The sequence below is a fragment of the Streptomyces sp. NPDC008121 genome, from assembly GCF_042957155.1.
In the GTDB taxonomy this organism is placed as follows: Bacteria; Actinomycetota; Actinomycetes; order Streptomycetales; family Streptomycetaceae; genus Streptomyces.
This window is the reverse complement of record NZ_JBIBHT010000003.1, coordinates 836208-854584: the sequence shown is the minus strand read 5'-3', so window position 1 is coordinate 854584 and position 18377 is coordinate 836208. Positions and strand designations below refer to the sequence as shown.

Below are 18377 nucleotides of genomic sequence, written 5' to 3'. Positions count from 1 at the left end.
CCCGGGCCGAACCCGCCCTCGCGGCCCCCGGCCCCCCCGGCGGCGCGCCGCACGCCCTAGCGGTGGAGAGACCGCGGCTCCGGTGGGAGACTGCCCGGGTGAGGGTCTGTCGGTGGGGCGTACGGGCCCGCCGGGCGTCGTCCGACGGGCCCCGAGCGCTGCCGACGGGCCCCGACTGCCGCCGACAGGCCTGCGCTTCGATCTGGTAACGACTGATGAACAGGGGTTTACCAGACATCTACGCGCGTTACGATCGCCGCGAAACCAGCGCCGCAAGAGGCGCTTTCGGTCAGTCTTGAAGGGACCTCCTCGTGCGCCGGGTATCCAAGATCACCGCCGCGTGTGCTGTCACCGCGGCTCTCGCACTCACTGCCACCGCCTGCGGAGAGTCCTCCACCGAGGACACGGGCTCCGACTCGGGCACCATCAAGGTCGGTATGGCCTACGACGTCGGCGGCCGTGGCGACAACTCCTTCAACGACTCCGCCGCGCGCGGTCTCGACAAGGCCAAGGCCGACCTGGGCGTCGAGACCAAGGAGCTCACCGCCAAGAACGGTGAGACCCCGGCCGACCGTGAGCAGCGCCTCGCCTCGCTGGCCGAGGGCGGCTACAACCCGGTCATCGGTGTCGGCTTCGCCTACAAGGACGCGATCGACGCGGTCGCGGCCAAGTTCCCGAAGACCACCTTCGGCCTCATCGACTCCGTCTCGGACAAGAAGAACGTCGACTCGATCGTCTTCACCGAGGAGCAGGGCTCGTACCTCGCCGGTGTCGCCGCCGCGCTGAAGTCCAAGGACGGCAAGATCGGCTTCATCGGTGGCGTCGACCTCCCGCTGATCAAGAAGTTCGCCGCCGGCTTCCAGCAGGGCGTCAAGGACACCAAGCCGGGCGCCAGCGTCCAGATCCAGTACCTGTCCACCGGTACGGACCTCTCCGGCTTCGGCGCCCCGGACAAGGGCAAGGCCGCCGCCAAGGGCATGCTCGACAAGGGCATCGACGTCATCTTCGCCGCCGCGGGCGGCTCGGGCGCCGGCGCCATCGAGGCCGTCTCCGCCAAGCCGGGCACCTGGGCGATCGGCGTCGACTCGGACCAGGCCAAGGACCCGGCCCTGGCCAAGTACGCCGGCTCGATCATGACCTCGGTCGTCAAGAACGTCGACACCGGCGTCTTCGACCTGATCAAGTCCGTCAAGGACGGCAAGCCGCTGACCGGTGAGCACATGTACTCCCTGGCCGAGAACGGCGTCTCCCTGACCACCACGGGCGACCACCTCAAGGACGTCCAGGCCCAGCTCGACGCGGCCAAGAAGAAGATCGTCGACGGCCAGATCAAGGTCGCCACGACCCTCTGACGTTCGTCGGAGGGGGGCCCGGACTGCGGCGTCGGCCGACACTCCGGGCCCCCTTCACACGTATGCCCACCGGCAGTTGAACATTTTCGCGAACGCTACGCGCGTAGCTTCCGCCCCACGCGGTATTTTTCGCCACCGACAGCGCCTGCGTCCCTGCCTCGTCCTCCTCACGCTCCCTGCCTAGGAGAGTGCGCCATCAAAGCCTCCAGCTCCAGCAGTCCCCACGCCGTAGAACTCCGCGGCATCACCAAGCGTTTCCCCGGCGTCGTGGCCAACCACGACATCGACATCACCGTGCGCCGCGGCACCGTGCACGCCCTCGTGGGCGAGAACGGAGCGGGCAAGTCGACCCTGATGAAGATCCTCTACGGCATGCAGAAGCCGGACGAGGGGACCATCGCGATCGACGGCGAGCAGGTGACGTTCGGCAACCCCGGTGATGCCATCGCCCGCGGCGTCGGCATGGTCCACCAGCACTTCATGCTCGCGGACAACCTCACCGTCCTCGAGAACGTCGTCCTCGGCTCCGAGAAGCTGCACGGCATCGGCGACAAGGCGCGCGCGAAGATCAAGGAGATCTCCGACGCGTACGGCCTCGGCATCCGCCCCGACGTCCTCGTCGAGGACCTGGGCGTGGCCGACCGCCAGCGCGTGGAGATCCTCAAGGTGCTGTACCGCGGCGCCCGCACGCTGATCCTCGACGAGCCGACCGCCGTCCTGGTCCCGCAGGAGGTCGACGCGCTCTTCGACAACCTGCGCGAACTCAAGGCCGAGGGCCTCACCGTCATCTTCATCTCCCACAAGCTGGGCGAGGTCCTCTCCGTCGCGGACGACATCACCGTCATCCGCCGCGGCACCACGGTCGGCACCGCCGACCCGGCCTCCACCACGCCCAAGCAGCTCGCGGAGCTGATGGTCGGCACGGAGCTGCCCTCCCCGGAGACCCGTGAGTCGACGGTGACGGACATCCCGATGCTGACGGTCGAGGGCCTGTCGCTGAGCGCCGTCGACCCCGACGGCGTCGTCCGCGCGGTCCTGGACGGCATCACCTTCACCATCCACAAGGGCGAGGTGCTCGGCATCGCCGGTGTCGAGGGCAACGGCCAGTCCGAACTCGTCGACGCGATCATGGGCATGCGCCAGCTCGACCGCGGTGTGCTGACCCTGGACGGCGCCGACATCTCCACCGCGCCGACCCGCAAGCGGCGCGAGGACGGCATCGGCTGCATCCCCGAGGACCGCCACCGGCACGGTCTGCTCCTGGAGGCCCCCCTCTGGGAGAACCGCATCCTCGGTCACGTCACCGAGAAGCCCAACTCCAAGGGCGTCATCCTCGACCTGAAGGCCGCCCGCCGGGACACCGAGCGGATCGTCCGCGACTACGACGTCCGTACCCCCGGTATCGACGTCACCGCGGCCTCCCTCTCCGGCGGCAACCAGCAGAAGCTGATCGTCGGCCGCGAGATGAGCCACGACCCCAAGCTGCTGATCGCCGCGCACCCCACCCGGGGCGTGGACGTCGGCGCGCAGGCGCAGATCTGGGACCAGATCCGCGAGGCGCGGCGCGAGGGCCTTGCGGTGCTGCTGATCTCCGCCGACCTGGACGAGCTGATCGGCCTCTCCGACACCCTGCGCGTCATGTACCGCGGCCGTCTGGTCGCCGACGCGGACCCGGCCACCATCACGCCGGAGGAGCTGGGCTCGGCCATGACCGGTGCCGCCTCCGGTCACCTTGAGCACGAAGGCCCCGAGGGCGGCAGCCCCGAGGCCACCGACGGCCCGGAGGACGAGGCCCGATGAAGAAGATCGACAAGGAGCGGCTGCTCCTGGGCCTCGCGGCACCGCTCCTCGCGGTGGTCGCGGCCTTCCTGATCACCGCCCTGGTCCTGGCCGCGACCGGCAAGGAGCCGTTCAGCGCCTTCGGCATCATGTTCGAGTACGGCGTGAAGTCGGACAGCCAGGTCTACATCATCAACAAGGCGACGACGTACTACCTGGCGGGTCTCGCGGTGGCCATCGGCTTCCGCATGAACCTGTTCAACATCGGTGTCGACGGCCAGTACCGCCTCGCCGCGTTCTTCGCCGCCGCCGTCGGCGGCGCGCTGACGCTGCCCGGCATCGTGCAGATCCCGCTGATCATCATCACCGCGATGATCGTCGGCGCCATGTGGGCGGGCATCGCGGGTGTCCTGAAGACCACCCGGGGCGTCAGCGAGGTCGTCGCGACGATCATGCTGAACTTCATCGCGACCGCGATCATCGGCTACCTCCTCCAGCCCGGCCGCCTCGGCCACCTGGACGCGGCGGGCACCGAGGTCGCGACCTCGCCGCTCCCGGAGTCCTCGCGCTTCTTCGAGTTCCCGACCACGCCGGAGCCGATCTGGGGCTTCCTGGTGATCGCGGTCATCGCCGGCGTCGGGTACTGGTTCACGCTCTCCCGCACCCGCTTCGGCTTCGACCTGCGCACGGTCGGCCAGTCCGACACCGCGGCCGCGGCCAGCGGCGTGAACGTGAAGAAGATGGTCGTCACCTCCATGCTGATCTCCGGCGCCATGGCCGGCCTGATCGGCATGCCGACCCTGCTCAACGACTCGTACGAGTACGGCGGAGGCTTCCCGGTCGGCATCGGCTTCACCGGTATCGCCATCGCCCTCCTCGGCCGCAACCACCCCATCGGCATCGCGCTCGGCGCGATCCTCTGGGGCTTCCTGGAGCGCGGCAGCGGAAAGCTCGAGTTCGAGGGCTACGACAAGGAGATCGTCGGCGTCATGCAGGGCGTCATCGTCCTCTGCGTCGTCATCGCCTACGAGGTCGTGCGCCGCTACGGCCTCAAGCGCCAGCAGCGCCAGGTCGGCGAGAAGCTCGCGGCCCAGGCCCGATCCAACGACAAGACGGAGGTGTCGGCGTGAGCGCCACGGCGACTTCCACCCCGCCGCCCGCGGCCCCCAAGGTGGCCGGCGGCAAGGGCGGCCGCACCCGCCTCTCCCTCCCCGTGATCCTGCTGATCGTCGCGGGCGGGCTCCTCGCCCTCTCCGCCGTCCGCGCCATCACCGGGGCGCAGGACCTCACCTCGGCCGGCCAGATCAGCGCGGCCCTCTCCCTCGCCGTGCCGATCGGCCTCGCCGGCCTCGGCGGCCTGTGGTCCGAGCGCGCGGGCGTGGTCAACATCGGCCTCGAGGGCATGCTGATCCTCGGCACCTTCTTCGGTGCCTGGGCCGGCTGGCAGACCGACCCCTGGATCGGTGTCCTCGCCGGCATCGTCGGCGGCATGTTCGGCGGTCTGCTGCACGCGGTCGCCACCGTCACCTTCGGCGTCGACCACATCATCTCCGGCATCGCGATCAACATCCTGGCGCTCGGCATCACCACCTACTTCGCCAAGCTCTGGTTCAACACCGGCGAGGCCGCGGCCCGCGGCGGCAGCCCCAAGCAGTCCCCGCCCGCCGAGGACATCACCTCGGTCACCGTGCCGGGGCTCTCCGACTGGCTCGCCGACATCGAGAAGCACCACTGGTTCTTCGTCTCCGACCTCGCCGGCATCCTCGGCGGCCTGGTCACCAACCTCTCGCTGGTCACGATCCTCGCCGTGCTGCTGGTGATCGGCTCGTTCTTCGTCCTGTGGAAGACCCCGTTCGGTCTCCGGCTGCGCTCCTGCGGTGAGAACCCGATCGCCGCCGAGTCCCTCGGCGTCAACGTCTACAAGTACAAGTACATCGCCGTGGTCGTCTCCGGCGGACTCGCCGGTCTCGGCGGCGCGTTCCTGTCGCTGGTCACCTCGCACATCTACAACGAGGGCCAGACCGGCGGCCGTGGCTACATCGGCCTCGCCGCGATGATCTTCGGCAACTGGCGGCCGGGCGGTCTCGCCATGGGCGCCGGCCTGTTCGGCTTCGCCGACGCGCTCCAGCTGCGCAGCGGCGGCCAGACCGTCCACGCGCTGCTCCTGCTGCTCGTCGCGATCCTCGTGGGCATCGCGGTCTGGAAGGCGTACAAGCAGCGTTGGATCACCGCGGCCATCAGCGCCGTCATCGGCGCCGGCGTGCTGGTCTGGTACCTCGGCACGGACACCGTTCCCGTCGAGTTCGTCAGCGCCACGCCGTACGTCGTGACCCTGCTGGTGCTCTCGCTCTCCGCGCAGCGGCTGCGGATGCCGAAGGCGGACGGCATGCGGTACCGCAAGGGGCAGGGCAAGTGACCCCCACGGCCGTGTCGGAGGCCGACTGGGAGACCCTGCGGAAGGCGGCGCGCGAGGCCATGGCCCACGCGTACGCGCCGTACTCGGGCTACCCGGTCGGAGCCGCCGCGCTCGTCGACGACGGCCGGGTGGTCTTCGGCTGCAACGTCGAGAACGCCTCGTTCGGCCTCGGCCTGTGCGCCGAGTGCGGCCTCGTCTCGCAGCTCCAGGCGACCGGCGGCGGCCGGCTGACGCACTTCGTGTGCGTCGACGGCCGCGGCGAGGCCCTGGTGCCGTGCGGCCGGTGCCGTCAGCTGCTGTACGAGTTCGGCGGCGCCGAGCTGGTACTGGAGACTCCGGCCGGACGGCTGACGCTCGCGGAGATGCTTCCGCAGGCCTTCGGGCCCGGCCACCTGGCCCCGTAGGACATCCGAGCGGCCCTTCCGGCACGATGGGAGGGCCGCTCTCCCTTTCCCACTCCTCTATGCGCGTAGAAAGAGGCACTTCATGGACGTCATCTCGGTCATCCGCACCAAGCGGGACAAGGGCGAGCTGAGCCCGGAGCAGATCGACTGGGTCATCGACGCCTACACCCGCGGCGAGGTCGCCGACGAGCAGATGTCGGCCCTCGCCATGGCCATCCTGCTCAACGGCATGAACCGCGGCGAGATCGCCCGCTGGACGGCCGCGATGATCGCCAGCGGCGAGCGCATGAACTTCTCGTCCCTCTCGCGCCCCACCTCCGACAAGCACTCCACCGGCGGGGTCGGCGACAAGATCACCCTCCCGCTGGCGCCGCTCGTCGCCGCCTGCGGCGCCGCCGTGCCGCAGCTCTCGGGCCGCGGACTCGGCCACACCGGCGGCACCCTGGACAAGCTGGAGTCGATCCCGGGCTGGCGCGCGCTGCTCTCCAACGAGGAGATGCTGCACGTCCTGGACACCACCGGCGCGGTGATCTGCGCGGCGGGCGAGGGCCTCGCCCCGGCGGACAAGAAGCTCTACGCGCTCCGTGACGTCACCGGAACGGTCGAGGCGATCCCGCTGATCGCGAGCTCCATCATGTCCAAGAAGATCGCCGAGGGCACCGGCTCGCTCGTCCTGGACGTCAAGGTCGGCTCGGGCGCCTTCATGAAGAACCTCGCGGACGCGCAGGAGCTGGCGCACACCATGGTCGGCCTCGGCACCGACAGCGGGGTGAAGACGGTCGCCCTCCTCACCGACATGTCCACCCCGCTCGGCCTCACCGCCGGCAACGCCCTGGAGGTCCGCGAGTCGGTCGAGGTCCTGGCCGGCGGCGGCCCGGCGGACGTCGTCGAGCTGACGGTCGCGCTGGCCCGCGAGATGCTCGACGCGGCCGGGATCAAGGACGCGGACCCGGCGCGGGCGCTGGCCGACGGCTCGGCGATGGACGTCTGGCGCCGCATGATCGCGGCCCAGGGCGGCGACCCGGACGCGACCCTCCCGGTCGCCCGCGAGCAGCACGTCGTCACCGCCCCGTCCTCGGGCGTCCTGACCCGCCTCGACGCCTACGACATCGGCATCGCCGCCTGGCGCCTGGGCGCCGGCCGCGCCCGCAAGGAGGACCCGGTCCAGGCGGGGGCGGGCGTCGAACTCCACGCGAAGCCCGGCGACCCGGTGACGGCCGGCCAGCCGCTGCTGACCCTGCACACGGACACCCCGGAGAAGTTCGACTACGCCCTGAAGTCCCTCGACACGGCCTGGGACATCGCGACGGCGGGCACGACCTTCACCCCGAACCCGATCGTCCTGGACCGCATCGCCTGACCGCTCCGTCCTCTCTGGCATGTGCCAGGGGCTCTTTCGAGTGAACGGGACCGGTGGACCTCCGCCGGTCCCGTTCGGCATGCTGGGATCGGTGACGACCGACTGAGGAGCACACCGTGAGCGCACTCGCCGTCGAGCCCGAGCCCGACGACGGGCACGGCTGGAACGACCTGGTCCGTCTCTGGGAGGAGACGGGGGCGCCGGAGGGCTGCAAGGTGGAGATCATCGAAGGGATCGTCACCGTGGCACCCGGCCCCGCCAACCAGCACAACAGCATCGCCAACCGGCTCCAGCGCCGGCTGTACGCGGGGATTGCCGAGGACTGGGGCATCTACCAGACGCTCGCCGTCGCCGTCCCTTCCCGCTCCGGCATGTTCATCCCGGATCTCGTCGTCGCCCCCGAGGCGGCCCTGCACGAGCCAGGGAACTACATCCCCGCCACCGCCGCCGAGCTGGTCGTCGAGATCACCTCGAAGTCCAACGCGAACCACGACCGTGTCGAGAAACTGCACGGCTATGCCACCGCCGCCGTGCCCCTCTACCTGTTGTTGGACAGCCGGCACTCCGGGCGCCCCACCGCCACGCTCTACGGTGAGCCGAGGAACGGTACCTACCGCGTCCTGTCGGCGGTGAAGTTCGGCGAGGAGATCTACCTGCCCGCCCCCTTCGACCTCGCGCTCGACACCAGCGCCTTCCCCGTCGGCTGAGACTCCGCCCGGCCCGGAACGGCGAAGACCTCGCCCCTCGGCGCGACGCCCCCCGGCCCTCCGATGAGTTCCGGCCGCGGCGGGGGTCTCTCTGATGTGGACACCAGTCGACCGCTCGTTCTGACCCTCGCCGCCCGGCCCACCCCGGACGAGGTGGCGCGGCTGTGCGCCGTGCTCGAAGCGGCGCCGCCCACGGACGTCCGCTGTGAGGTCGGCGCGCTCGCGCACGCCGACCTCGCCGCCGTCGACGCGCTGGCCCGGCTGCGGCTCACCGCGGGACGTCACGGCCACCGGCTCGTCTTCCGGGGCACCGGGCCCGAGCTGCGGCTCCTCCTCGGCCTGGTCGGCCTCGCCGACCTCGTCTGAACCGGTCGCCGTGCTCCCTACGCCTCCAGCCGCTCCGGCATGTCGAAGAGCGGGAACCACCGCTTGGTGTCCAGGAAGAAGTCCATCCCGCCGACCTTGCCGTCGCGGATGTCGAGGACGATCAGCGCCCACGGGCTGTATCCGCCCTCCGGGTCCGGGTGGTACTGCGCGAAGGCCGGCGAGCCGTTCGCCACGGTCGGCACCAGCTTCGAGCCCGCGCAGACCTCGCCGACGCCCAGCATCCAGCCCACGATGTCGTCGTGACCCCGCAGCCACAGGTCGTACGGCGGCATGGACATCGTCGCGTCCTCGTGCAGGAGCGCGGTGAGCGCCTTCATGTCGTACCCCTCGAAGGCGGCGACATAGCGTTCCAGCAGCTCCTTCTGCTCCTCGTCGAGCGGGTTCGCCGGGTCCGAGGCGCCCGGCTCGTGCTCCGCGAGCGTGGCCCGCGCCCGCTGGAGCGCGCTGTTGACCGACGCGACCGTGGTGGACAGCAGCTCGGCGACCTCGCTCGCCTTCCAGGCCAACACCTCGCGCAGGATGAGGACCGCCCGCTGCTTCGGCGGCAGGTGCTGCAGGGCGGCGACGAACGCGAGCCGCACGGTCTCGCGGGAGACCGCCGTGTCCGCCGGGTCGGCGACCGACGGCAGCACCCGCCCGTCCGGCACCGGCTCCAGCCAGGTGATCTCGGGCCGCGCGGTCAGCTGCGCCTGGGCGACCGGCGTGGCCGCCGTCAGGTCCATCGGCCGGGCCCGCTTGTTGCCCGCGTTGAGCGAGTCCAGGCAGACGTTGGTCGCGATGCGGTAGAGCCAGGAGCGCAGCGACGAGCGCCCCTCGAAGGAGTCGATGGACCGCCAGGCGCGGACCATCGTGTCCTGCACGGCGTCCTCGGCCTCGAAGGCCGAGCCGAGCATCCGGTAGCAGTAGCCGGTCAGCTCGGTGCGGTACTTCTCCAGTCGGGAGTCCAGGTCGTCGGTCGTCGCGGTATCGCTCATCGGGTCCACCCCACTCGCCCCTCACCGGTACCAACGCGATACCGGTGAGGGGAAGTTACCGCAGCGCACCGACAGCGGGGGTCAGGTTCCCGGCTTGCGTCCGTAGACGAACACGTCGTCGCCGTTCCTGAGCAGGTTCCAGTACGCCTTCGCGTCGGCCGGACGCATGTTGACGCAGCCCGCCGAGCCCGGCGGGTTCCACATCGACTTGGTGACGGAGTGGAAGGCCTGGCCGCCGTCGAAGAACTGCGCGTACGGCATGGAGACGTCGTAGAGCGTCGACCAGTGGTTGATGTTGCGCCAGTAGACCTTCTTGGAGCCGGTCCGGGTCTCGGCGCCGTTCCTGCCGGTCCGCACCGGCACCGGGCCGTACTTCAGCCGCGCGCCGTCCTGGATCCAGCTCAGCTGGCGGGTCAGGTCCACACAGGCGATCCGGCCGCGGTTGGTGGGGCACTTCCCGGCCTTGTTCGGAGTGGTGCCGGCCCACTTCTGCGTGTACATCGTGTACATCGTCTGCCAGGTCAGCGGGCCCGCGTAGCCCTGCGTCGGCGTGATGCCGTGCTTGCGCTGGAACCCCTGGATGGCCAGACAGTCCGCGCGCGACTGGCGGCCGTCCACCGGGCGGCCGAGGAACTGCTCGACCTGCTTCTGGTACGGCCCCGTCGTCGCGCCGCACGACGCCGCCTGAGCCGGTGCGGCTCCGAGGGCGACCGTCAACGGCACCACCATCGAGGTGATGCCGAGGACGATCCCGGCCCGCTTGCGTATGGCTCCCATGATCACCACTCCCCCTTCGTTTCCTATGCCGTAGGACGAACGGAAGGCCGTGGCGGTTGTACGGGAACGGCGTCGATTCAGGCGGCCGTGCGGACCTGGAAGCGGCGCGCCTCCGCCCGGGCCGAGACCCGCGCGCTGTGGCTGCCGTAGAGGGTGATCGACACGACGCCGAGGACCGCGGCCAGACCGAGCAGGACCGTGCCGGGCCAGCCGCCGGCGTGGAAGGCGACGGCGCCGAGCGTGCCGCCCACGCTGCTGCCGATGTAGTACGCCGACTGGTAGAGCGCCGAGGCCTGCGCGCGGCCCGTGGTGGCCGTCCGGCTCACCGAGGAGGAGGCGACCGCGTGCCCGGCGAAGAAGCCGGCGGTGATCAGGACCAGGCCGAGCAGGACGGCGCCGAGCGAGGAGGACAGCGACAGCAGCAGCCCGGCCGCCGTCGTGCCGACCGCGAGGTAGAGCGCGCCGCGCCGCCCCGTGCGGGCCACCAGCTTGCCGGCCGCGGCCGAGGAGACCGTCCCGACGAGGTAGACCAGGAAGATCGAGCCGATCACGCCCTGCGGGAGCGAGAAGGGGGCTTCGACCAGGCGGTAGCCGATGACGGTGTAGACCGCGCCGAACACCGTCATGAACAGGGCGCCGATCGCGTACAGCCGCATCAGCAGCGGGTCGGAGAGGTGGGTGCGGACCGTCCGGGCCAGAGTGCGGGGGTTCAGCGATCCGGGGGTGAAGTGCCGGGCCCGGGGGAGCAGCAGGCGGAACGCGACCGCGCACACCGCCGCCGTCAGACCGACCGCGAGCAGTCCCGCGCGCCAGCCCCACATCTGGGCCACCCAGCCGGTGACGATCCGGCCGCTCATCCCGCCGATGGAGTTGCCCGCGACGAACAGGCCGATCGCCGCGATCAGCGCCTTCGGCCGGACCTCCTCGGCCAGGAACGCCATCGCCGAGGCCGGCAGGCCCGCGAGGGCCGCGCCCTGGACGGCGCGCAGCGCGATCAGCCACTCCAGGTTCGGGGCGAAGGGGACGAGCAGTCCGACGGCCACCGCGACGGCGAGCGAGGCGGTCATCAGCGTGCGCCGCCCGAACCGCTCGGAGAGGGCGCTCATCGGCAGGACGAGCAGGGCGAGCGCGCCGGTGGCGGCGGAGACGGTCCAGGAGGCCGCGGAGGCGGTGGCCCCGAACTCGGCGGAGATCGCGGGGAGGAGGGCCTGGGTGGAGTAGAGGAGGGCGAAGGCGGCGAGTCCGGCGGCGAAGAGGGCGAAGCTCATGCGGCGGTAGCCGGGGGCACCGGGGGCGAGGCGGGTGTCGGCGGCCGTGCTGGTGGCGGCCGCCTTGGTACTGGCGGAAGGCATACCTCGAACGTAGGGCGCTCCGCTTGATGCGTCCAATGCATGGAACTGCTGTAATCGTTCCCATGGCGCATGAGTACAGGTCACAGGGTCGGCTGTCACCGAGTAGTTACGAAGAAGACATGGGGCTGCTGCTCGCGCCCCGGCTCGCGTACTTCGCGGCGGTGGCCCGGCACGAGCATGTGACCAGGGCGGCGGCCGAGATGGGGGTGCCCCAGTCGACGCTCTCCCGGGCGATGGTCCGGCTCGAAGGGGACCTCGGGGTCGCGTTGTTCGCCCGCAAGGGCCGCACGGTCTCGCTGACCCCGGCGGGCCGGACCTTCCTCGCCTCGGCGGAACGGGCGCTCGCGGAGGTGGAGCGGGCGGCGGACTCCGTACGGGCGGACGCCGACCCCACCGCGGGGCGCGTCGCCTTCGGCTTCCTGCACACGATGGGCTCGGAGACGGTGCCGGGGCTGATCCGGGCCTTCCGGGTCGGCCACCCCAAGGTCCGCTTCACGCTGGTGCAGAACTACGGCGAGGCGATGATCGAACGCCTGCGGGCGGGCGAGCTCGACCTGTGCCTGACCTCCCCGGTCCCGGACGCGCCCGACCTGGTCGCCCGGCGGATCGACGAGCAGCGCCTGCGCCTGGTGGTCCCCGACGACCACCGGCTGGCCTCCCGCAAGCGCGTCCGCCTCGCGGAGGCCGCCGACGAGACCTTCGTGACCCTGGAGCCCGGCTACGGCCTGCGCCGCATCACCGACGACCTGTGCGCCGAGGCCGGGTTCACGCCCCGGGTCGCCTTCGAGGGGGAGGAGGCCGAGACCCTGCGCGGTCTGGTCGCGGCCGGTCTCGGCGTCGCCCTGCTGCCCCCGCCGGCGGTCGCCCGACCGGGCGTCGTCGAGCTCACCGTCACCGCCCCGCGCGCCGTCCGCGAGATCGGCGTCGCCTGGCTCGACGGCCACCCGGACACCGCGCCGGTGGCCGCCTTCAAGAAGTTCCTGCTGAGCAAGCGGGGTCACCTGCTGCCGGAAGGCCGGGCGCTCCCGGAGTGACGGGCCGGTGTGACCGCCCGGCGGAATCCGGAGCCCCGGGCCGGCGCCGTCGGCCGTGTGACCGCCGGGCGGAGCCCGGAACGTGCTCCGCGGCTCACGAGCCTCCGAAGCCGGCCGCCAGCGGCATGCGCAGCCCCAGCGGCGGTGGTGCGGCCATCGCGTCGGCCAGCGGCCGGGCGTACGGGCGGGAGAAGAGCGAACCGAGGACGAAGTCGCAGGCCAGCGCGCGGACTTCGGCACCGTACTGGCGCAGCGCGTGACCGTCCGAGTGGACCTCGAAGCGGCAGGTGTCGCGGTTGGACTTCTTCGCCCGCTCGGCGAGCCGGTACGACAGCTCCGGATCCGTCCGCGCGTCGTTGGTCCCGTGCACCACGAGCACCCGGCGCCCCACCAGTTGCCGCACCGGCTCCGGCTCCGCCGCCACGTCGTCCTCCGGCAGCCAGGGCGCGAGGGCCAGGACGCAGTCGACCGCCGTGTGCCCGGCCGCCCGCAGCGCCGCCCGGGCGCCCATGCCGTGGCCGGCCAGGCAGACCGGGACGTCGCCGTAGCGCCGTACCGCCTCCGACACCGCCCAGGTCGCGTCGGCGGCCAGCTGTCCGTCCGAGCCGTTCCAGCCCCGCCCCCGGTAACGCACCACGTGCGCCACCAGGCCCTCCTCGCGCCCCGCGGCGGCCAGCCGCCGCCCCAGCGGCAGCGCCGCCAGATGCGTGCGGAGCGAGGCGCGCCGCCCGGACGCCACCTCCCCGTCGGGCAGCAGCAGGACCACACCGCCCACCGCCGGGAGGGGGTGCGATGCGCCGACCGGCCGCCCGAGCCGGGGTGTCCGGCCGTCGGCAGTCCCTACGAGTGCGGAGTGCGCCATGGCAGAACAGTCTCAGAAGTCGACGTGTACGCCAGCCGTACGCGCGGTCACTGTTACGTATCGACGGGAACGCGTCGACAGGCGATCGGACAGGGCGCGCTCTACGCGCGTAGGCGCTAGAGTGCCGCAATGACGAGCCAGACCCCCAACCTGCCCACCAAGGAACAGATCCGCCGGGCCCCGAAGGTGCTCCTGCACGACCACCTCGACGGTGGACTGCGCCCCGGCACGATCATCGAACTCGCCGCCGCCCAGGGCTATGACGGCCTGCCCGAGAACGAGCCCGACAAGCTCGGCATCTGGTTCCGCGAGGCCGCCGACTCCGGTTCGCTGGAGCGCTATCTGGAGACCTTCGCGCACACCTGCGCCGTCATGCAGACCCGCGAGGCGCTGGTGCGCGTCGCCGCGGAGTGCGCGGTGGACCTCGCCGAGGACGGAGTCGTCTACGCCGAGGTGCGGTACGCCCCCGAGCAGCACCTGGAAGCCGGACTCACCCTCGAAGAGGTCGTCGAGGCCGTCAACGAAGGCTTCCGCGAGGGCGAGCGCCAGGCGCGGGCCGACGGCCACCGCATCCGCGTCGGCGCCCTGCTGACCGCCATGCGGCACGCGGCCCGCGCCCTGGAGATCGCCGAACTGGCCAATCGCTACCGCGACGCCGGCGTCGTCGGCTTCGACATCGCGGGCGCCGAGGCCGGCTTCCCGCCCACCCGCCACCTCGACGCCTTCGAGTACCTGAAGCGGGAGAACAACCACTTCACCATCCACGCCGGCGAGGCCTTCGGCCTGCCGTCCATCTGGCAGGCGCTGCAGTGGTGCGGCGCCGACCGGCTGGGCCACGGCGTCCGCATCATCGACGACATCGAGGTGTCCGACGACGGCTCGGTGACCCTCGGCCGCCTCGCCGCGTACGTCCGCGACAAGCGGATCCCGCTGGAGATGTGCCCGACCTCCAATCTGCAGACCGGCGCGGCCGCCTCCATCGCCGAGCACCCGATCGGCCTGCTCCGCAAGCTCCACTTCCGGACCACGGTCAACACCGACAACCGGCTGATGAGCGGCACGAGCATGAGCCGGGAATTCGAGCTGCTGATCGATGCGTTCGCTTATACGCTCGACGACATGGCGTGGTTCACGGTCAATGCGATGAAATCAGCGTTCATTCCTTTCGATGAACGGCTCGCGATGATCAACGACGTGATCAAGCCGGGTTATGCCGAGCTGAAGTCCGAATGGCTGTTCCAGCAGACCGTCACCACCAGCGACTCTTCCCGCCAGAGCGACTGACGGGCGGCGGGAAAAAAGGCTTGATGCGGCCGGGAGACACGCACCCGGCCGCTTTTCGGTGTTTGCGGGAGCGTCCATTGCTGGCTAGTTTGCAAAGCCGCCCTGCATTCCCCGAATTCCTGCTTTCCCGCAGCTCAAAGATCCTCAGAGGATGATTTTCTGATGAAGCAGTCTGCCGCCAAGAAGCTCGGTGTCGCCGCTCTCGGTGCCGCTTTCGCCGCTGCCGCCGCCGGCACGGCCACCGCGGCCCCGGCCGCGCCCGCCGTCCCCGACGCGCTCGGCCTGGTCACCCAGACCGTGCCGCTGGGCGACGGCCTCACCGAGCTCCCCGACGGCGCGACCGAGTCCCTCACCGGCGCCCAGGGCGCCCTGGGCACCGGCGTCGACCAGGGCGTCAAGACCCTCCCCGCCACCGCCGACCAGGCCACCAAGAGCGTCCCGGTCGACGGTGTGACCAGCGCGCTCGGCGGCAGCGCGGTCACCGGCCTCCTCGGCGGCCTGCCGCTCAACGGCCTCCCCCTCGGCTGATCCACGCCGTACGCGCCGATGGGGCGCCCACCCGCACCGGGAGGGCGCCCCATCGGCGTTCGCGCGTCGCCGGCCGGCCTTACCAGGCGGTGCCCGCCGGCTTCTCCGCCGGCAGGAACAGCCACAGCGCCAGATAGATCAGGATCTGGGGGCCGGGGAGCAGGCAGGAGACGAGGAAGATGACCCGCATGGTGTTCGCCGAGGTGCCGAAGCGCCGTGCCAGCGCTGCGCACACTCCGCCGATCATGCGTCCGTCACGGGGGCGGGCAAGTGCGGCCATGGTGTGCTCCTTCGAGAGGCGTGTCCCGGGAGCCGCTTCGTCGGGCTCCCGGTGACTCCATACTCGCCCCCGAACGGGGGATAAAACGTCGGTCTACGGGGCGATCCCGACCCTGGGAATCGTCGGGGTCGCTCCCTGAGAGCCCTCGTCCCTCGACCGGGCCGGACCCCTGCGGGCCGTCCTCCCCGAGGAGGACCTGCCCCGCCCCGCGTCCTCCCCGCGGCGCAGCCGCGCCCGCCCTGCGGGCACCACGAGCAGATGGGCCAGGGCGACCCCGGCGCCGTTGAGCAGCAGCGCGTCGATGTCCACGACCTGGCCCGGCACGGCGGTCTGCAGCAGTTCGACGGCGAGGGAGATCAGCGTCCCGGCCGCGACCGTACGGGCCAGCGACGCCCAGGGGGATACGTGCAGGCGTCCCTCGGCCATCGGCAGCAGCACCCCGAGCGGGGCCAGGAGCAGCAACCCCTCGCCGATGCGGCGGGCCGCCTGGGCCGGGCCGAGCGCCAGATCCCCCTTGATACCGGCGAGCGGGGTCAGGTTCGGCGCGGTCACCCAGGGCACGTCGAGTGGTCGGAGCGAGACCCAGGCGACGAGCAGCAGATGCGTGAGGAGGAGAACGAACCCCGCCACACGGACGACCACGGCGGCACTGCCGCCTGAACCTTGACGCTGCACGCCCCCCAAGACGCGCCCCGAGCCGGAATCGGTTCCGCCGCGACGCGGAACACCCCGCCCCGCCCGCCCGCCGGCCCCGTGGGCCTCAGGCCGCCGGGGGTGTCACCAGGCCCGCCGTCGGGGCCGCCGATTCCGGGCGTTCCCGCAGCTCGGTCGTACAGCGGTAGCGGCGCGGCGGATAACCGCCCGGGCCGCCCAGGACGACCGAGTCCGCGCTCGGCTCCGCACCCGCCGCGCCCAGCGCGAAGGTGCAGACGATCTGCGACAGCGCGGTCGGCGCCAGGTCCTCCGGCTGCCTGCTCAGCCGCAGCGTGCCCGCCGGATCGCCCCGGTGCCCGCCGGAGACCGCCAGCGGCCCCTTCACGGCCGTGGTGAACCCGGCCTGCCGCTCGCTCTGCGACGGCTCGGTGCCCAACTGCGCCAGCAGCGCCGACGCCCTGCGCACCGCGTCGGCGCTCGCCTTCTCCTCCGGCAGCGGGGACTGGCGCTCCACCGCCTCCAACTGCGAACCGCACACCAGGAAGACCCGGACCGGGACGCCCGCCGCCCCCGGGGCCGCGTCCTCCTCCGGCACGCTGCACGGCACCCGCGACGGGGCGTGGCCCGCGTCCACGGGCACCGACGTCGTCCTGATCCCGCACCCCGAGAGCAGCACCGCCAGCGCGGCGACGACGCCCGCGCCCACCGCGCCGCGGCGGCCCCTTCCCGTACGCCGAAGCCGGCTCACCGCTCCCCACCCTCTTCTCCGGGCTCGCTCTGGCTCGGCAGCCGCAGCACGAACACCGCCCCGTCGCCGTCGGGCGAGTTCGCGGCCGTGATCGAACCGCCGTGGATCAGCGCGTTCTCCCGTGCGATCGACAGGCCGAGACCGCTGCCCTCCGACCGGGGCCGGGAGGCGCTCGCCTTGTAGAACCGGTCGAAGACGTGCGGCAGGACCTCCTCGGGGATGCCCGGGCCGTGGTCGCGCACCTCGATCACCAACGTGTCGTCCTCCATGCGGATCGCCACCCGCACCGGCGACCCGCCGTGCTTGAGCGCGTTGCCGATGAGGTTGGCCAGGATCACGTCGAGCCGGCGCGGGTCGAGCCGCGCCATGATGCCCCGCTCGGCGTCCAGCTCCACCGCGTCCAGCCAGGCCCGCGCGTCGATGCACGCGGTGACCTGGTCGGCGACGTCGACGTCGTCCAGGACGAGCCGGGCCGTGCCCGCGTCGAAGCGGGTCACCTCCATCAGGTTCTCGACCAGGTCGTTCAGCCGGCGCGTCTCGCTGACCACCAGCGCCACGGCCGGCGCGATCATCGGGTCCAGGGAGTCCTGCTCGTCCTCCAGGACCTCCGTCACGGCGGTCAGCGCCGTCAGCGGCGTGCGCAGCTCGTGCGACATGTCGGCGACGAAGCGCCGGCTGGACTCCTCCCGGGCGCTCATGTCCGCCACCCGTTTCTGCAGGGACTCCGCCGCGCCGTTGAACGTCCGTGACAGATCGGCCAGTTCGTCCGTCCCGGAGACCCGCAGCCGGGTGTCGAGCTTCCCCTCGCCCAGCTGCCGGGCGGCCTCGCCGAGCCGGTGCACCGGCCGCAGCACGGTCGTGGCGGCGGCCTGCGCGAGCAGCGCCGAGCCGATCAGGGCGAGCGTGGTGGCGATCCCCAGCGACCAGGCGAGCGAGTTCAGGTCGGCCCGCTCGGCCTCCAGGGACTTGAACATGTACCCCGTCGGACCACCGCCGTCGACCTTCGCCCCGCCCACCAGGTACGGCGTCCCGCCGCGCTGGGTGCGCTGCCAGAACAGGTGGTACGGATACGGGTTGGCGTCCGTGACGGGCCGCCGCTTCTCCACCTGCGCGCGCAGCGCGGACGGCACGTCCGCGAGGGTGAAGGTGTCCGGGTTCGAGGCCCCGATGATCGGCTTGCCCTCGTCCCGCTCCCCGAGCAGCAGCACGCTGTACCCGGCGCTGCCGCTCGCCATCTGCTCGGCCGCGCCGCGCAGTTCCTCCTCGGTGGGGTGCAGGGGCAGCGTCGCGGCCCGGTTCTGCATCTCCTGCCGGAAGTCGTTCAGCGCCCCGTCCTGGGTGCGGGTGAGGACCGCCTCGCGGTTCAGCCAGTACGCGATGCCGGACGCGGACGCGGCGGCGGTGAGCGCCACCAGCGCGAAGACGACGACCAGCCGCAGCCGCAGGCTGGTGAAGCGCAGGCCCGCGAACATCCCCTTT

19 protein-coding genes are annotated in these 18377 nt (G+C 71.7%); 11 read left to right on the top strand and 8 right to left on the bottom strand.

Annotated features, from left to right (window positions below; translation table 11 throughout):
* Positions 1 to 311: 311 nt before the first annotated feature.
* The 8 genes from ACFZBD_RS13915 to ACFZBD_RS13880 all read left to right on the top strand — a co-directional run bounded on the left by ACFZBD_RS13915 (position 312) and on the right by ACFZBD_RS13880 (position 8384).
* Positions 312 to 1352: a BMP family ABC transporter substrate-binding protein gene (locus tag ACFZBD_RS13915; RefSeq protein ID WP_391139570.1), complete on the top strand. Its 1041-nt coding sequence runs from the start codon at positions 312 to 314 to the stop codon at positions 1350 to 1352.
* A gap of 195 nt (positions 1353 to 1547) precedes the next feature.
* On the top strand, positions 1548 to 3152 hold the full coding sequence (locus ACFZBD_RS13910; protein WP_391139692.1) for an ATP-binding cassette domain-containing protein: 1605 nt from the start codon (positions 1548 to 1550) through the stop codon (positions 3150 to 3152).
* Positions 3149 to 4261: an ABC transporter permease gene (locus ACFZBD_RS13905; RefSeq protein ID WP_391139569.1), complete on the top strand. Its 1113-nt coding sequence runs from the start codon at positions 3149 to 3151 to the stop codon at positions 4259 to 4261. Before ACFZBD_RS13910 ends, ACFZBD_RS13905 begins: the two co-directional genes overlap by 4 nt.
* Entirely contained in the window at positions 4258 to 5547 is a 1290-nt protein-coding gene (locus tag ACFZBD_RS13900) for an ABC transporter permease (protein WP_391139568.1), read from the top strand. Before ACFZBD_RS13905 ends, ACFZBD_RS13900 begins: the two co-directional genes overlap by 4 nt.
* Positions 5544 to 5951 (top strand): cytidine deaminase, encoded by a 408-nt coding sequence (locus ACFZBD_RS13895; protein WP_391139567.1) that lies wholly within the window; start codon positions 5544 to 5546, stop codon positions 5949 to 5951. Before ACFZBD_RS13900 ends, ACFZBD_RS13895 begins: the two co-directional genes overlap by 4 nt.
* 82 nt (positions 5952 to 6033) lie before the next feature.
* Positions 6034 to 7311: a thymidine phosphorylase gene (locus ACFZBD_RS13890; protein ID WP_391139566.1), complete on the top strand. Its 1278-nt coding sequence runs from the start codon at positions 6034 to 6036 to the stop codon at positions 7309 to 7311.
* Positions 7312 to 7427: 116 nt separating this feature from the next.
* Positions 7428 to 8018 carry a Uma2 family endonuclease gene (locus tag ACFZBD_RS13885; protein ID WP_391139565.1) on the top strand — a complete coding sequence of 197 codons (591 nt, stop codon included), beginning with the start codon at positions 7428 to 7430 and terminating at the stop codon, positions 8016 to 8018.
* 96 nt (positions 8019 to 8114) lie between these two features.
* On the top strand, positions 8115 to 8384 hold the full coding sequence (locus ACFZBD_RS13880) for an STAS domain-containing protein (protein WP_391139564.1): 270 nt from the start codon (positions 8115 to 8117) through the stop codon (positions 8382 to 8384).
* 17 nt (positions 8385 to 8401) lie between these two features.
* On the opposite strand, the gene ACFZBD_RS13875 is transcribed toward ACFZBD_RS13880, so the two are convergent.
* The 3 genes from ACFZBD_RS13875 to ACFZBD_RS13865 form a co-directional block, all read right to left on the bottom strand.
* On the bottom strand, positions 8402 to 9379 hold the full coding sequence (locus ACFZBD_RS13875) for an RNA polymerase subunit sigma-70 (RefSeq protein ID WP_391139563.1): 978 nt from the start codon (positions 9377 to 9379) through the stop codon (positions 8402 to 8404).
* A gap of 81 nt (positions 9380 to 9460) precedes the next feature.
* Positions 9461 to 10156, bottom strand: coding sequence for a L,D-transpeptidase family protein (locus ACFZBD_RS13870; protein ID WP_391139562.1), 696 nt, complete (start codon positions 10154 to 10156; stop codon positions 9461 to 9463).
* 77 nt (positions 10157 to 10233) lie between these two features.
* Positions 10234 to 11508 carry an MFS transporter gene (locus ACFZBD_RS13865; RefSeq protein ID WP_391139561.1) on the bottom strand — a complete coding sequence of 425 codons (1275 nt, stop codon included), beginning with the start codon at positions 11506 to 11508 and terminating at the stop codon, positions 10234 to 10236.
* Between the two features lie 62 nt (positions 11509 to 11570).
* Between ACFZBD_RS13865 and ACFZBD_RS13860 the strand changes: the two genes are divergently transcribed.
* Entirely contained in the window at positions 11571 to 12542 is a 972-nt protein-coding gene (locus ACFZBD_RS13860) for a LysR substrate-binding domain-containing protein (RefSeq protein WP_391139560.1), read from the top strand.
* A gap of 94 nt (positions 12543 to 12636) precedes the next feature.
* Here the strand turns inward: ACFZBD_RS13860 and ACFZBD_RS13855 are convergent, their stop codons facing one another.
* Entirely contained in the window at positions 12637 to 13404 is a 768-nt protein-coding gene (locus ACFZBD_RS13855; RefSeq protein ID WP_391139559.1) for an alpha/beta hydrolase, read from the bottom strand.
* Positions 13405 to 13533: 129 nt separating this feature from the next.
* Here ACFZBD_RS13855 and ACFZBD_RS13850 point away from each other — a divergent pair, with 129 nt between their 5' ends.
* Both ACFZBD_RS13850 and ACFZBD_RS13845 read left to right on the top strand, forming a co-directional pair.
* Positions 13534 to 14688 (top strand): adenosine deaminase, encoded by a 1155-nt coding sequence (locus ACFZBD_RS13850; protein ID WP_391139558.1) that lies wholly within the window; start codon positions 13534 to 13536, stop codon positions 14686 to 14688.
* A 162-nt stretch (positions 14689 to 14850) separates the two neighbouring features.
* The gene (locus tag ACFZBD_RS13845; protein WP_391139557.1) at positions 14851 to 15216 is read left to right on the top strand and encodes a hypothetical protein; all 366 of its coding nucleotides are present in this window, start codon (positions 14851 to 14853) and stop codon (positions 15214 to 15216) included.
* A 79-nt stretch (positions 15217 to 15295) separates the two neighbouring features.
* Here the strand turns inward: ACFZBD_RS13845 and ACFZBD_RS13840 are convergent, their stop codons facing one another.
* From ACFZBD_RS13840 to ACFZBD_RS13825, 4 genes are all read right to left on the bottom strand, one after another.
* Positions 15296 to 15496 (bottom strand): PspC domain-containing protein, encoded by a 201-nt coding sequence (locus ACFZBD_RS13840; RefSeq protein WP_391139556.1) that lies wholly within the window; start codon positions 15494 to 15496, stop codon positions 15296 to 15298.
* Between the two features lie 93 nt (positions 15497 to 15589).
* Positions 15590 to 16126, bottom strand: a complete 537-nt coding sequence (locus ACFZBD_RS13835) for a VanZ family protein (RefSeq protein WP_391139555.1) — start codon at positions 16124 to 16126, stop codon at positions 15590 to 15592.
* A gap of 130 nt (positions 16127 to 16256) precedes the next feature.
* Positions 16257 to 16898 carry a hypothetical protein gene (locus tag ACFZBD_RS13830; protein WP_391139554.1) on the bottom strand — a complete coding sequence of 214 codons (642 nt, stop codon included), beginning with the start codon at positions 16896 to 16898 and terminating at the stop codon, positions 16257 to 16259.
* Positions 16895 to 18370, bottom strand: coding sequence for an ATP-binding protein (locus ACFZBD_RS13825; RefSeq protein ID WP_391139691.1), 1476 nt, complete (start codon positions 18368 to 18370; stop codon positions 16895 to 16897). The genes ACFZBD_RS13830 and ACFZBD_RS13825 overlap by 4 nt, the downstream gene beginning before the upstream one ends.
* Positions 18371 to 18377 lie beyond the last annotated feature (7 nt).

Excerpts from the sequence above, each read along its gene's own strand:
- ACFZBD_RS13905 (WP_391139569.1), top strand. The coding sequence starts at position 3,149 with ATGAAGAAGATCGACAAGGAGCGGCTGCTCCTGGGCCTCGCGGCACCG.
- ACFZBD_RS13890 (WP_391139566.1), top strand. The coding sequence starts at position 6,034 with ATGGACGTCATCTCGGTCATCCGCACCAAGCGGGACAAGGGCGAGCTG.
- ACFZBD_RS13875 (WP_391139563.1), bottom strand. The coding sequence starts at position 9,379 with ATGAGCGATACCGCGACGACCGACGACCTGGACTCCCGACTGGAGAAG.
- ACFZBD_RS13870 (WP_391139562.1), bottom strand. The coding sequence starts at position 10,156 with ATGGGAGCCATACGCAAGCGGGCCGGGATCGTCCTCGGCATCACCTCG.
- ACFZBD_RS13865 (WP_391139561.1), bottom strand. The coding sequence starts at position 11,508 with ATGCCTTCCGCCAGTACCAAGGCGGCCGCCACCAGCACGGCCGCCGAC.
- ACFZBD_RS13860 (WP_391139560.1), top strand. The coding sequence starts at position 11,571 with ATGGCGCATGAGTACAGGTCACAGGGTCGGCTGTCACCGAGTAGTTAC.
- ACFZBD_RS13855 (WP_391139559.1), bottom strand. The coding sequence starts at position 13,404 with ATGGCGCACTCCGCACTCGTAGGGACTGCCGACGGCCGGACACCCCGG.
- ACFZBD_RS13850 (WP_391139558.1), top strand. The coding sequence starts at position 13,534 with ATGACGAGCCAGACCCCCAACCTGCCCACCAAGGAACAGATCCGCCGG.
- ACFZBD_RS13845 (WP_391139557.1), top strand. The coding sequence starts at position 14,851 with ATGAAGCAGTCTGCCGCCAAGAAGCTCGGTGTCGCCGCTCTCGGTGCC.
- ACFZBD_RS13840 (WP_391139556.1), bottom strand. The coding sequence starts at position 15,496 with ATGGCCGCACTTGCCCGCCCCCGTGACGGACGCATGATCGGCGGAGTG.
- ACFZBD_RS13825 (WP_391139691.1), bottom strand. The coding sequence starts at position 18,370 with ATGTTCGCGGGCCTGCGCTTCACCAGCCTGCGGCTGCGGCTGGTCGTC.